11 protein-coding genes are annotated in these 12,884 nt (G+C 74.5%); 7 read left to right on the top strand and 4 right to left on the bottom strand.

Annotated features, from left to right (window positions below; genetic code table 11):
- Positions 1-157: 157 nt before the first annotated feature.
- On the top strand, positions 158-1,207 hold the full coding sequence (locus tag ACFVXK_RS13905) for a helix-turn-helix transcriptional regulator (RefSeq protein ID WP_389611728.1): 1,050 nt from the start codon (positions 158-160) through the stop codon (positions 1,205-1,207).
- A gap of 137 nt (positions 1,208-1,344) precedes the next feature.
- On the opposite strand, the gene ACFVXK_RS13900 is transcribed toward ACFVXK_RS13905, so the two are convergent.
- Together ACFVXK_RS13900 and ACFVXK_RS13895 are read right to left on the bottom strand one after the other, a co-directional pair.
- Positions 1,345-2,385: a phosphatase PAP2 family protein gene (locus ACFVXK_RS13900; RefSeq protein WP_389611727.1), complete on the bottom strand. Its 1,041-nt coding sequence runs from the start codon at positions 2,383-2,385 to the stop codon at positions 1,345-1,347.
- 266 nt (positions 2,386-2,651) lie between these two features.
- Positions 2,652-3,788, bottom strand: a complete 1,137-nt coding sequence (locus ACFVXK_RS13895) for a hypothetical protein (RefSeq protein ID WP_389611735.1) — start codon at positions 3,786-3,788, stop codon at positions 2,652-2,654.
- A 295-nt stretch (positions 3,789-4,083) separates the two neighbouring features.
- Between ACFVXK_RS13895 and ACFVXK_RS13890 the strand changes: the two genes are divergently transcribed.
- The gene (locus ACFVXK_RS13890) at positions 4,084-5,826 is read left to right on the top strand and encodes an MFS transporter (protein ID WP_389611726.1); all 1,743 of its coding nucleotides are present in this window, start codon (positions 4,084-4,086) and stop codon (positions 5,824-5,826) included.
- Positions 5,827-6,010: 184 nt separating this feature from the next.
- Positions 6,011-7,204: an acyl-CoA dehydrogenase family protein gene (locus ACFVXK_RS13885; protein WP_358895076.1), complete on the top strand. Its 1,194-nt coding sequence runs from the start codon at positions 6,011-6,013 to the stop codon at positions 7,202-7,204.
- A gap of 23 nt (positions 7,205-7,227) precedes the next feature.
- Here ACFVXK_RS13885 and ACFVXK_RS13880 read toward each other — a convergent pair whose 3' ends face one another.
- Positions 7,228-7,686: a cell division protein SepF gene (locus ACFVXK_RS13880; protein ID WP_385523443.1), complete on the bottom strand. Its 459-nt coding sequence runs from the start codon at positions 7,684-7,686 to the stop codon at positions 7,228-7,230.
- A 285-nt stretch (positions 7,687-7,971) separates the two neighbouring features.
- Between ACFVXK_RS13880 and ACFVXK_RS13875 the strand changes: the two genes are divergently transcribed.
- From ACFVXK_RS13875 to ACFVXK_RS13860, 4 genes are all read left to right on the top strand, one after another.
- Positions 7,972-9,348 carry a DUF5685 family protein gene (locus ACFVXK_RS13875; protein WP_389611725.1) on the top strand — a complete coding sequence of 459 codons (1,377 nt, stop codon included), beginning with the start codon at positions 7,972-7,974 and terminating at the stop codon, positions 9,346-9,348.
- 112 nt (positions 9,349-9,460) lie between these two features.
- Positions 9,461-10,282 (top strand): DUF1684 domain-containing protein, encoded by an 822-nt coding sequence (locus ACFVXK_RS13870; protein WP_389611724.1) that lies wholly within the window; start codon positions 9,461-9,463, stop codon positions 10,280-10,282.
- A 162-nt stretch (positions 10,283-10,444) separates the two neighbouring features.
- Positions 10,445-11,329: a S1 family peptidase gene (locus tag ACFVXK_RS13865; RefSeq protein ID WP_389611723.1), complete on the top strand. Its 885-nt coding sequence runs from the start codon at positions 10,445-10,447 to the stop codon at positions 11,327-11,329.
- A 93-nt stretch (positions 11,330-11,422) separates the two neighbouring features.
- Positions 11,423-11,902, top strand: coding sequence for a hypothetical protein (locus ACFVXK_RS13860; RefSeq protein ID WP_389611722.1), 480 nt, complete (start codon positions 11,423-11,425; stop codon positions 11,900-11,902).
- A gap of 21 nt (positions 11,903-11,923) precedes the next feature.
- Here the strand turns inward: ACFVXK_RS13860 and ACFVXK_RS13855 are convergent, their stop codons facing one another.
- Positions 11,924-12,823 (bottom strand): DUF4231 domain-containing protein, encoded by a 900-nt coding sequence (locus tag ACFVXK_RS13855; protein ID WP_389611734.1) that lies wholly within the window; start codon positions 12,821-12,823, stop codon positions 11,924-11,926.
- Between the last annotated feature and the right edge of the window lie 61 nt (positions 12,824-12,884).

Here is a 12,884-nt window from a genome sequence, read left to right as displayed (position 1 = left end):
CACCCCGTTTGCGCCCCACTCCACGGCCCGCCGCGCCCGCGCTCAAACCGCGGGCGGGTTTTAACTCCCCCCCGCCGGCGATTGAGGCGCGGAGCCCCCAGGGGACGGGCGAAGGGCGAGCGGTGCGTGAAGGAGGGGCGGGGGGCACACTGGGGCGGTGCTAGAGACCTCCGCGCGGCTGCTCCGGCTGCTCTCCCTCCTCCAGGCCCACCGCGAGTGGACCGGCGCCGACCTCGCCGACCGGCTCGGGGTCACGCCCCGCACCGTGCGGCGTGACGTCGACCGGTTGCGGGGGCTCGGCTACCCCGTGAACGCCACCCCCGGCACCGGCGGCGGGTACCAGCTGGGGGCGGGGGCCCAGTTGCCCCCGCTGCTGCTCGACGACGACGAGGCCGTCGCGGTCGCCGTCGGGCTGCGGACCGCCGCCGGGAACGGGGTCGAGGGGATCGGGGAGGCCTCGGTCCGGGCCCTCGCCAAGCTGGAGCAGGTGCTGCCGGGCCGGCTGCGCGGACGGGTCTCCGCGCTCAACGAGTTCACCGTCCCCATGCTCCGCGGGCCCGGCCGCGACACCGTGGACCCCGCGGTCCTCACGGAGCTCGCCGCCGTCTGCCGGGACGGCGAGCGGCTGCGCTTCGGGTACCGGGACCACGCCGGGACCGTGAGCCGCCGCAGCGTCGAGCCGCACCGGCTCGTGTGCACCGAGCGGCGCTGGTACCTCGTCGCCTGGGACCTCGACCGGGAGGACTGGCGGACCTTCCGCGCCGACCGGATCGAGCCCCGCCCCCCGCACGGCCCGCGGTTCACGCCGCGCCCGCCCCCCGCCGAGGACCTCGCGGCGTACGTCTCCGAGGGGGTCTCGGGACGGGCCTACGCCGTCCGGGCGGTGGTGCGGCTGCGGGTGCCGGCCGAGGCGGCGGCGGGGATCGTGGGGCCCGCCGACGGGGTGCTGGAGCCGCTCGACGCGGAGAGCTGCCTGCTGCGGACGGGGGCGGTGAACCTCGACGTTCTGGTGATTCACGTCATGATGCTCGGCTGTGAGTTCGAGGTCGTGGAGCCCCCCGCGCTGGCCGACCGGATCGCCGCTCTGCGGGACCTTCTCACGCGTGCGTTGGAAGGCGCCGGAGAGCACGGGAATTTCCGCCGCGGGGATTTGAATTCCGGCGGCGCAATCGCCGAGGGGGCGGCCGCGGCCGTCGACAACCCGTGACACAAGCGTGACCCGGTACGGAGGAACCTCTGGGCGCGCGGCTGACGGTCCGGACATATGAACGGCGGGCCGGTTCGTCGAACCGGCCCGCCGTCGGGGTGCGGGGTGGGGGTGTGCGTACCGTCCCGCGGGGTGCGTCAGCCGCCGGTGGCGGGGCGGGCGCTGCGGGCGGCGGCCCGCTCGGTGTGCGCCGGGCGGCGGCTTCCGGCCGGGGTGACCGGGGTGCGCTCGGAGCGGATCAGGTGCGGCCGGGACACCGGGTGGGCGTGCGCGGCGGGCCGCAGCGCGGGGGAGTGCCCGGCGGGCGCCTGCGCGGCGGCGACGGGCGCGGCCTCGGGCGGCCGGGGCCGCCACTTGCCGCCCGCCGACAGCAGCGGGGTGAGCGCGGCGGCGACGGGCTCGGAGAGCCGGCCCTCCTCCAGCCGGCGGCGCCACTGCTCGCGCACCTCGAAGACGTAGGCCTCGGAGCGGGCGATGAGCGGCTCGAACCAGGGCAGCGCCAGCATGATCAGCAGGCCCGCGGTCCAGCCGAGCAGGACGTCGCTCACCCAGTGGGTGCCGAGGTAGACCGTGGTGGCCCCGACGCTCAGCGACAGCACCCCGGAGAGGATGGACAGCACCCGGCGGGTGACCGTGGTGGAGGCCAGGTAGGCCAGGATTCCCCAGGTCACGACGGCGTTGGCGGTGTGGCCGGAAGGGAATATATCGCCGCCCGCGAAGAGCTCGGCGGAGCCGATCTGGGTGGCGTAGTGCGGGCCGAGCCGGCCGAGGCCCAGCTTCACGGAGCCCACGGTGATGTTCAGCAGCAACAGGGCCACGCCGAGGGCGATCAGCGGGCGGAGGGTGTGCTGGCGCCACGAGCGCCAGCCGAGCCAGGCCGCGACCATCACCGCCGTGGGTCCGCGCTGGCCGAGGACGACCAGGTAGTCGAGGAAGGCGTGGATCTGCGGCCACTGCTCGTACGGCCGGAAGAACATGATCTGCCAGTCCAGGCGGACGAGCCAGGAGGTCGTGAGCACGGCCACGACGATCGCCAGGTAGAAGGCGAGGGTCGCGCAGAGGAGCACGACGCGGTGCCGGCTCATCTGCGGGGTCTGCAGATGAGCCGGTCGCTCTGGTTCCCTGTCCAGCCGGGCGAACACCGGCTCCAGACGGGACAGCAATTGGTCGGTACGCACTCAATCGACGTTACCGCGCGTCGAAGCGCGGCCCGCGCGAATCGCGCGCTTTGTGATGACCATGTGATGTGGAGTGCGTCTCACGCCGGACTTAATTGCCGTTATTCCGCCCCCGGTTGGAACTCCCCGGATTCGACTCCCGGAGTGCTGCCCCGCCAATTGTCCGCGCGCTTACGGGGGGTTTATCGCCGCAGCTCAATTCCTTTGCGCAATCATGGATTGGAATGGTCCATTCCGTGATCATGCGCGGTGGTGGCGGGCCGGGCTCACGGCGGCCCCGAGCCGTTCAGCCAGAACGCCCCGTAGACCGCCGAGACCAGGGCGAGCACCCCGACGACCGCCGCCGCCCGCCGGCCGGACCGGCGGGCCAGCGCCAGCGCCGGCGGCAGCACCAGCGGGAACGCCGGCAGCAGCAGCCGGGGCTTGGAGCCGAAGTACCCCGAGGCGCACAGCGCCAGCGCCACCACGATCCCGCAGTAGACGAGCAGCGCGGCCGGCAGCCGGCGGCGCACGCACAGCGCGTACAGCCACAGCACCAGCAGCACCCCGGCGATCAGGCCCACCCCGGCGAGGAAGGCGGACGAGGCCAGCCGCGCCCCGATGAACCGGGCGAAGGCCCAGCCCCCGTCGAAGCCGTTGCCCCAGCCCGCCTGCACGTCCAGGTAGCCCGTCAGCCCCCCACCGGTCCGGGCCCCCACCCACAGCGCGTACGCCGCCGCCCCCGCCGGGGCCAGCAGCACCCCGGCCGCCATCCGCCACGAACGCTCCCCGCGCCGCCACGCCAAGGCGGCCGCCACCCACACCGCCGCGACCACCGCCGCCCCGACCGGGCGGGTCAGCCCCGCCCCCGCCGCGAGCAGGCCCGCCGCGAGCCAGCGCCCGCGCAGCGCCGCGTACAGGGCCCAGGCGGCCAGGGCCGTGAACAGCGACTCGCTGTACGCCATCGACTGGACGATCCCCACCGGCAGCGCCGCCCACAGCGCCACCGCCAGCACGCCGGCCCGCCGCCCGTGGAGCAGATCGGCGACGGCGAAGATCCCCCAGGCCGCGGCGAGCCCCGCCACCGCCGAGACCACCAGGCCCGCCGACCCGTACGAGAGCCCGGTGGGCGCCGCCACCAGCCGCTCCAGCCACGGCAGCAGCGGGAAGAACGCCAGGTTGGAATGGACGGCCCCGTTCGGCAGGACCACCTCGTACCCGTATCCCTGCGCCGCGATCCGCGCGTACCAGAGGGAGTCCCAGCGCGCCGACAGCAGCGTGTGCGGGCTGCTGCCGGCCGCGGCGGACCACACCGCGAGCACGGCCAGCCCGAGCTGCCGGACCGCGGCGAACGCGGCGAGCGCGGGGGCGGCCCGGCGCGGGCCGGGGCCGGGGTCCTTGGGAGGAGCGTCGGAGGCGGGCACAGTTGTCACGGACACGAGTATCAACGGACCGGCCACCTGGCCCGGAACCAGAACCACGGGCCGTGACCGGGCGTGTACGCAGGGGGAAGGAGGGGCGGGGCGAGTGGTGCACACCACAACGGGGCCGCCGCCGGGATGAGAGCTTGACCACGTGCCGGCCACACGAACTCGCGTACGCTGACCCTTCACTCGCGTGTCGATGCCGGACCCCGTAGGACGCCGCACAGGGCACCACCCCGCGGCGCCACACGACGCTGGTCCGCCGAGTGCGAGGGATCACCTGGGAGGTACATGGATGTCGGGGACGAACACGGCCGGCGACAGGAAGCCCTCCCTGCGGCAGCGGATCACCGAGGCCTCCGGCGGCGCCAACCGCTGGGTCGTCCTCGCGGTCCTCTGCGTCAGCCTGGTGCTCGTCGCGCTCGACGCGACGATCCTGCACGTCGCCGTCCCCGCCGTCACCGAGGACCTGCGCCCCGGCTCCCAGGAACTGCTGTGGATCGTCGACGCCTACCCGCTGGTGTGCGCCGCGCTGCTGATCCTCTTCGGCACCCTCGGCGACCGGGTCGGCCGCCGCCGGATCCTGCTCCTCGGCTACACCCTCTTCGGCGTGGCCTCCGCCATCGCCGCCCTCGCCGGTGACGCCCAGGTGCTGATCGGCGCCCGCGCCCTGCTCGGCGTCGGCGGGGCGATGATCATGCCCGCCACGCTGTCGATCCTGCGCCAGGTCTTCCCCGACCGGCGCGAACGGGCCCTGGCCATCGGCATCTGGACCGCCGTCGCCGCGATCGGCGCCGCCAGCGGACCGGTCCTGGGCGGGTTCCTCGTCCAGCACTTCTGGTGGGGCTCCGTCTTCCTCATCAACATCCCGCTCATGGCGCTGATCCTGCCGCTGGGCCGCTGGCTGCTGCCCGAGTCCCGGGGGGCGGCCGACGGACCCTGGGACGTGCTGGGCGCGCTGATGGCCGCCGGCGGCGTGCTCGGCGTGGTCCTCGGGGTCAAGCGGATCGGCGCCGAACGCCAGCTCGCCGACCCGCAGGCGCTGGTCCCGCTGGTCCTCGGTGCGGTACTGCTCGTCCTCTTCGTACGCCGGCAGAAGCGGCGCGAGCACCCGCTGATCGACATGCGGATGTTCTCCCGGGCGGCCTTCTCCACCTCGGTGGGCTGCATCGTGCTCGCCATGCTGGCCCTGGTCGGCCTGGAGCTGATCGCCGTCCAGTACCTCCAGCTGGTGCTGCACCTGAGCCCGCTGGAGACCGGCCTGCGGCTGCTGCCGCTGACCTTCGCCGCCATGGCGGCCGGGGCCACCGGCTCGTACACCCTCCAGCGGGTCGGCCCGCGCGCGATGGTCTCGCTGGGCTTCGTGCTGACCGCCGGCGCGGTGCTGCTGCTGACGCTGATGGGCCAGCACGACCGGCCCGCCCTGCTGACCGTCGGATTCGTCCTGCTGGGCTTCGGCCTCCAGACCACCCTCTTCGCGGCGTACGAGTCCATGCTCAGCGAGGCCCCGGTGGAGGCCGCCGGAGGCGCCGCCTCCATAGGCGAGACCTCCTACCAGCTCGGCGCGGGCATGGGCATCGCCCTGCTCGGCAGCGTGATGAACGCCGCCTACCGGCCCGGCCTGCTCGGCGTGCCCGGGGTGCCGGCCCAGGATTCGGCGGGGGCCGCGAACTCCCTCGGCGAGGCCTACCAGATCGCCGCCCACCTCGGCGGTCCGGCGGGTCGCTCCCTGGCGGAGGCCGCCCGGCACTCCTTCGTGCACGGGCTCCACGTGACCCTGGTGGTCAGCGCGGGCCTGCTGCTGGCGGGCGCGGTGATGGCGCTCAAGCTGCCGCGCACCATGGACAACGCCGACCCGGCCGCCTGCGGTTCCCCTGCCGGGGGCGAAGCCGACACCGAGGCGCGGGGCGCCGTCCGGCTGCCCGCGCAGCCGAAGGGGTCGGCCGCCGCGACCGGGGCTCCCGGGAAGCTGATCCCCGGCCCCGCCGCGCCGGAGCGGGACCCGGCCGTCGGCAGCAGCCCCGGCCGCCCGGCCTGAGCCCCGGCCGCGCGGCCTGAGCCCCGCCCGCGCGGCCCAGGGGGCCCGGCGGTCCGGTGCCCGCGCGGCCCGGGGACCCCGCCTGACCGGGAAGGCGGCGGGGGTCGGGGGTGGACCCGGGGCGGGCGCGGGGACAAACTTGCACCGCTAGGTTTCGCCCCACGTGCCTGCCGGGAGGCCCCTCTTGTCCGCGTCGTCCGCGCCGAAGAACCCGTTCGTCCCCACCGATCCGCTCGGGCTCGACGAACTCCTCAGCCCCGAGGACCTCGCCGTCCGCGACACCGTCCGCACCTGGGCCGCCGACCGGGTCCTGCCGCACATCGCCCAGTGGTACGAGGACGGCGAACTGCCCGGCATCCGCGAGCTGGCCCGCGAGCTCGGCTCCATCGGAGCCCTCGGCATGTCCCTGACCGGCTACGGCTGCGCGGGCGCGAGCGCCGTGCAGTACGGCCTGGCCTGCCTGGAGCTGGAGGCCGCCGACTCCGGGATCCGCTCCCTGGTCTCCGTCCAGGGCTCCCTCGCGATGTACGCGATCTGGAAGTACGGCTCCGAGGAGCAGAAGCAGCGCTGGCTGCCGGGCATGGCGGCCGGCGAGCTGATCGGCTGCTTCGGGCTGACCGAGCCCGACGTCGGCTCCGACCCGGCCGCGATGCGCACCCACGCCAAGCGCGAGGGCTCCGACTGGATCCTGAACGGCCGCAAGATGTGGATCACCAACGGCTCGGTGGCCTCCGTCGCCGTCGTCTGGGCGCAGACGGACGAGGGGATCCGCGGCTTCGCCGTCCCCACCGACACGCCGGGCTTCTCCGCCCCGGAGATCAAGCACAAGTGGTCGCTGCGCGCCTCGGTGACCAGCGAGCTGGTGATGGACGACGTACGGCTGCCCGCGGACGCGGTGCTGCCGGGGGTCACCGGGCTCAAGGGCCCGCTGGGCTGCCTCAGCCACGCGCGGTACGGGATCGTCTGGGGGTCCATGGGCGCGGCGCGCGCCAGTTTCGAGGCCGCGCTCGACTACGCGCGGACGCGGGAGCAGTTCGGCCGGCCGATCGGCGGCTTCCAGCTCACCCAGGCCAAGCTGGCCGACATGGCGCTGGAACTCCACAAGGGCATCCTGCTCGCCCACCACCTGGGCCGCCGCATGGACGCGGGGACCCTGCGGCCGGAGCAGATCAGCTTCGGCAAGCTCAACAACGTCCGCGAGGCCATCGACATCTGCCGTACCGCGCGGACCGTCCTCGGGGCCAACGGGATCTCCCTGGAGTACCCCGTCATGCGGCACGCCACCAACCTGGAGTCGGTGCTCACCTACGAGGGCACCGTGGAGATGCACCAGCTGGTGCTGGGCAAGGCGCTCACCGGGCTCGACGCCTTCCGGTAGGCCGGTGCCGGTGGCGGCCTCGCTCAGCTCTGGTTGAAGAAGTCGCGGGAGCGGCCGCCCGCCTCGCCGCTGACGATCTGGGTGTCGGCCGGGGTCAGGAGGAAGACCCTGGTCGCCACCCGCTCGATGGAGCCGCGCAGCCCGAAGGTCAGGCCCGCCGCGAAGTCGACGACGCGCTTGGCGTCGGTCGGGTCCATGGAGGAGAGGTTGACGATCACCGGGACGCCCTCGCGGAAGAGTTCGCCGATGCCGCGCGCGTCGCGGAACCCGTCCGGGGTCACCGTCGCGATGCGCCGGCCCCGCTCGACCGCCGACTCCGAGGCCACGCGCACCCGGGGGTCGGTGACCCACTGGTCGCCGGGCCCGGCGACCGAGCCCTGCCGGCCGTCCACCGCTTCCGCGTAGTCGTCGTCGTAGTACCGCTCGTCGTCGCTGTCCTCCACGAGACCCAACCAGGCGCTCGCCTTGCGTACCGAACCCATGGACGCCTCCTTTCACCGTGGCCAGTCTGTCCTGTGCTCCGCTGCCCCTATGGTCGTCCATCATGCTGACAACGCGCCAAGTGGATAGCCGCCGCGCAGGGGTTTCGTGACGGGACTGGTGCAGAACATCCGTTGCACCGGCGAGGTTCCACGCCGCTGCCGCTGCTGACTGAGTGAAAATACGACCGCCGCTGCCGTCCGGGTGAGGCGCTGGGGCGTACGGGTGAACGAGTTGGCTGGATACGATGCCCCGGAAACACGCGGATGACACACGGGGGAAGCGGTTTGTTCGGCATCGTCAGACCTTGTACGCACCGGCTCGGCGACCGGTTCAAGACGGAGTGGATGGCCCATCTCTGCGGGCTGTGCCTGGCACTTCGGGGTGACCACGGGCAGTTCGCCCGGATCGTCACGAACTACGACGGGCTCCTCGTCTCCGTTCTGACGGAGGCTCAGTCGGGTCCGCTGCCCGGCGCGCGGCGCACCGCGGGACCCTGCCCGCTGCGCGGCATGCGCACCGCCCCGGTCGCCAACGGCGAGGGGGCCCGGCTCGCGGCCGCCGTGTCGCTGGTGCTCGCCTCCGCGAAGGTGCGCGACCACGTGGCCGACCGGGACGGCCTGTTGGCCCGGGCCCCGATGGCCGCCGCCGCCCGCCGCGTGGCGCGGGGCTGGGACCGGGCCGGCGCCCGGACCGGTGCCGCGCTCGGCTTCGACACGGCCGTGCTGGTCGACGCCGTGGACCGGCAGGGCGGCATCGAGAGCCTGGCGGGCCCCGGCACGCCCGTGCTGGTGGTCACCGAGCCGACGGAGACCGCGACCGCGGCCGCCTTCGCGCATACCGCGGTCCTGGCGGGACGGCCAGGCAACGCCGCGCCCCTGGCCGAGGCGGGCCGCTACTTCGGGCGGCTCGCGCACCTGCTGGACGCCGTCGAGGACCAGACCGCCGACGCCGCCGCGGGCGCCTGGAACCCGCTCACGGCCACCGGGACCTCCCGCGCCGAGGCCCGCCGGCTGTGCGACGACGCGCTGCACGGGATCAAGCTGGCGATGCGCGAGGTGGAGTTCGCCGACGCGGGGCTGGCCCACCGGCTGCTGGTGCACGAGCTGCGCACCTCGGTGGACCGGGCCTTCGGCACCACCTCCTGCGGGCACGGCCACGCCGCCGCGAACTCCGCAGGGCAGGGCTACGGGCAGCCCCCGCAGGGCTACCCACAGCAGGGCTACCCCCCGCAGGGCCACGACCCGTACGCCCAGGGCGGCCACGGCCAGGCCGGCCCCTACGGCGGCGCCCCGTACGGCCAGAACCCCTACGGCGGCGCGCCGCAGTACGCCCCCGGCGGGCCGGGCATGCCGCCCCCGATGGGCCCCGGCGGTCCCGGCGGCGGTGGCGGCCACGGTGGCGGCCACGGGGGCGGTGGACTGCCGCCGCAGAAGCCGCGCCGGGGTCTGCTGCACGGCTGCGCGGTGGCCATCGGGCTGTTCTGCACCTGCCAGATCTGCTGCACCGACTACGAGGGCCCCTGGTCCCGCAAGAAGCGCGACGCCTGGTGCGACGACTGCGACTGCGACTGCTGCAACTGCGACGGCTGCGGCTGCGACGGCTGTGACTGCTGCAACTGTGACGGCTGCTGCTGCGACGGCTGCGACTGCGGCTGCAACTGAGGCCCCGAGGGACCCGGGAACCGGCTGAGTCCACGTCAGTTCCCGGGATCCACAGGCCCGTACGGCGTACGGGGGGATTCCCGCCCCGGTCCGCCGGGAAGGGCTGAGCGGCATGAGCGACGACGAAGCGACCACGGCCTGGCGGCGGTGGCACGAGCAGCGCGTGGCCACCGTCTCCGCCCCCTACGGACCCCTCTCGCTGACCGGTACGCACTGGATCTCCGAGTCGGTGCCGGAGGACCTGGAAGGTCGAATTCCGGCCGTTCCGGGACGCTGGCGCGCCACCGCCGACGGCGTGCTGGTGAGCGCTTGCCCCGAGGACGGCCTCGCACTCGACGGCAAGCCCCTCGACGGGGAGGCGCTGCTGGACGCCGACGCGGGCCGGCCGGACGGCTCCCGGCTGGCCGCGGGCGCCCTCCGCCTGGTGGTGATCCGGCGCGAGGGGGAGTGGGCCGTGCGCACCTACGACCCCGGCTCCGCCGCCCGGCGCGCCTTCCGGGGCATCGAGGCCACCCCCTACGATCCGGCCTTCGCGCTGCCGGGCCGGTTCCGCCCCTACGGCGAGCAGCGGAGCGTCCAGGTCGAGAACGCCGACGGGCGCGCCCGCGGGCTCGGCCTCGGCGGCGAGCTGGTCTTCGAGCACGCCGGCGCCGTCCACCGCCTCCAGGTGGCCGTCGACGGGGGCGACGGCAGCCTCTGGGCCGTCTTCGCCGACGCCACCAGCGGCGAGTCCAGCTACCGGTTCCGCTTCCTGCGGCCCGGCACCCCGGATCCGGACGGGGGCATCACCGTCGACCTCAACCGGGCCCTGCTGCCGCCCTGCGCCTTCGCCGACCACTTCGTCTGCCCGTTCCCGCCCCGCGGGAACACCCTGCCGTTCGCGGTCGCCGCAGGAGAGCGACGGCTGAAAGGCGCCCTTGCCGCCGGTAACTGACGCCAGGACACTCCCGTTCAGCGTCATCCGGCGGACTTGTCAGGGGCACGGCGAAACGTTCGGCCGACGGCCGCGCGCCCGCCGCGCCCTCCCCCCGCCGCTCAAGGGCCCGTGCACCCCCACGACCCGCCGGGCCCCAGACCCCCTCCGGGAGGACGTGAAGTGAGGACCAACAGCACCACCCGACTCCGGCTGCTCGCCGTGGCCACCGGTCTCGCCGCCGTCGCCGCGATCGCCGCCCCCGCCGCCGCCAGCGCCGATCCCGCCGACACCGGCTTCAGCGCCGCCCGGCTCGCCGCCGCCGGAGCCTCCGTGCTGCGCGCCGACGTCGCCGGCACCGCCTGGCACACCGACCCCGCCACCGGGACCCTCGTGGTCACCGCCGACTCCACCGTCACCCAGGCCGACCTGGCCAGAATCCGCCAGGAGGCCGGAGCCGACGCCGCCGCCCTGCGCATCGAACGCACCCCAGGGAAGATCAGGAAGCTGCTCTCCGGCGGCGACGCCATCTACGCCACCAGCTGGCGCTGCTCCCTCGGCTTCAACGTCCGCAGCGGCAGCAACTACTACGTCCTGACGGCCGGCCACTGCACCGACGGCGCGGGCACCTGGTGGACCAGCACCTCCCACACCACCACCATCGGCACCACCGTGGGCTCCAGCTTCCCCACCAACGACTACGGCCTCATCAAGTACGCCAGCAACAGCCCCGTCCCGCCCGGCACCGTCGGCAGCCAGGACATCACCACCGCCGTCGACGCCACCAACGGCATGGCCGTCACCCGCCGCGGCTCCACCACCGGCATCCACAGCGGCTCCGTCACCGGCCTCAACGCCACCGTCAACTACGGCAACGGCGACGTCGTCTACGGCATGATCAAGACCAACGTCTGCGCCGAACCCGGCGACAGCGGCGGCCCCCTGTACTCCGGCAGCCGCGCCGTCGGCCTCACCTCAGGCGGCAGCGGCAACTGCTCCTCCGGCGGCACCACCTTCTTCCAGCCCGTCACCGAGGCCCTGAGCGCCTACGGCGTCAGCGTCTACTGACGGCACACGAGCCCCCGCCCCGGCGCAGGCCCCCTGGACGTCCTCCCGCCTTCTGGGAGGATGTCCAGGGCGTCCACGGGGGGAGGATCTCGGATGAAGCGGATCGGCGTGACGGGGCACCGGTCGATCCCCGACGCCTGCCTCCCGCAGGTCGAGGCGGGCCTGCGGGCCGTGCTCGGCGGGCACCCGGGGCCACTGGAGGCCCTCTCCAGCCTCGCCGACGGGGCCGACCAGATGTTCGCCGCCATCGCCCTCGAATACGGCGCGGAACTGACCGTCGTCATCCCCAGCGGGGACTACGAGGACACCTTCCGGGACGGCGGCGGCCTCGCCGCCTACCGCCGCCTCAGGCAGCGGGCCACCCAGGAGGTCGTGATGGCCTTCCCCCGCTCCACCGACGAGGCCTACTACGCCGCCGGCACCTACATCGCCGACGCCTGCGACCGGCTCGTCGCCGTCTGGGACGGCCTCCCGGCCCGCGGACACGGCGGCACCGGCGAGATCGTCGCCTACGCCCGGGCCCTCGGCAAACCCGTCACCGTCATCTGGCCCGAAGGCGCGGCCCGCGACTGAACCGCGCCCCCGGCCTCCGGCTCAACTGCTGTGCCGGGCCAGCCAGTCGGTGTGCTGCGGCGACACGTACCGCTCCGTCTCGTACACCGCCGACGGCCACTGCGACTCCGTGATCGTCGTCTGCATCACCACCATCATCGCCGACAGGTCCTGCTCGATCAGCGTGTGCGCCTCGATCAGCGGATGGTGGCGGCGCACCTCGTTCCAGGCGATCGCCGCCGCCGCGGCCGCACTCGCCACCCCCGCCGCCGCCGTGGCACCCGGACCCGACCCGAACGCCCCGGACAGCGCGAACACCAGCCCCAGACAGGTCAGCAGCACGATCGTCCACGACCACAGTGCCGTCGCCCGCCGCGAGCCCTCCGCCCGGCGCTGGTACCAGGTCCGCTGCTCGATCAGCCGGTCCCGGACGTACGTCTCCCGGCGCACCTGGTACCCCAGCCCCCGCAGCCGCTGCATCGCCCCCGTGACCTCCGCCCCCTCCGGCACCAGACCCTCCGCCCGCGGATCCCGCCAGCCCATCTTGCGCAGCTCGTCCAGCCCCTTCTCCAGCCGCTCCCGGTACACCCCCTCCACCCCGGCGACCTCACTGCCGAACGGCGCCCCGTGCACGGCGTACCGCCACGCCAGCGACTTGATGAACTCGGCCGCGCTCCGGTTGAGCTGCCACTGCGGACGGGCCCGCCGCCGCGTCGCCCGCACCCCCACGGCCAGCACCCCCGCGTACGCCAGCGCGCTCAGCGCCGCGAACAGGTGCAGCCCGCCCGCCGCGGGCCCCGCCGGAAGGGCCGCCGCCCCCGCGGCCACGACCAGCAGCACCAGCTGCGCCCGCGTGGCCTGGACGGACTCCCGCTGCCGGGAGACCGCCGCCTGATCGGTGTGGTGGAAGAGGGCCGGCAGGTCCTCGCCCCTGAAGGTCATGCTGTCGGTCACGGCGCCCCCTGCGCTCGCTCCCGGGCGGCGGGACCCGAAAGTCCCGCCG

Source organism: Streptomyces sp. NPDC058157 (assembly GCF_042884105.1).
GTDB lineage: Bacteria > Actinomycetota > Actinomycetes > Streptomycetales > Streptomycetaceae > Streptomyces.
Note: the sequence above shows the minus strand (reverse complement) of the source record. Positions and strands in the feature narration are given on the sequence as shown.

Bases quoted from the DNA above. Each gene is read 5' to 3' on its own strand.
- ACFVXK_RS13880 (WP_385523443.1), bottom strand. From the start codon at position 7,686: ATGGGTTCGGTACGCAAGGCGAGCGCCTGGTTGGGTCTCGTGGAGGAC.
- ACFVXK_RS13870 (WP_389611724.1), top strand. From the start codon at position 9,461: ATGAGCGACGACGAAGCGACCACGGCCTGGCGGCGGTGGCACGAGCAG.
- ACFVXK_RS13890 (WP_389611726.1), top strand. From the start codon at position 4,084: ATGTCGGGGACGAACACGGCCGGCGACAGGAAGCCCTCCCTGCGGCAG.
- ACFVXK_RS13860 (WP_389611722.1), top strand. From the start codon at position 11,423: ATGAAGCGGATCGGCGTGACGGGGCACCGGTCGATCCCCGACGCCTGC.
- ACFVXK_RS13855 (WP_389611734.1), bottom strand. From the start codon at position 12,823: ATGACCTTCAGGGGCGAGGACCTGCCGGCCCTCTTCCACCACACCGAT.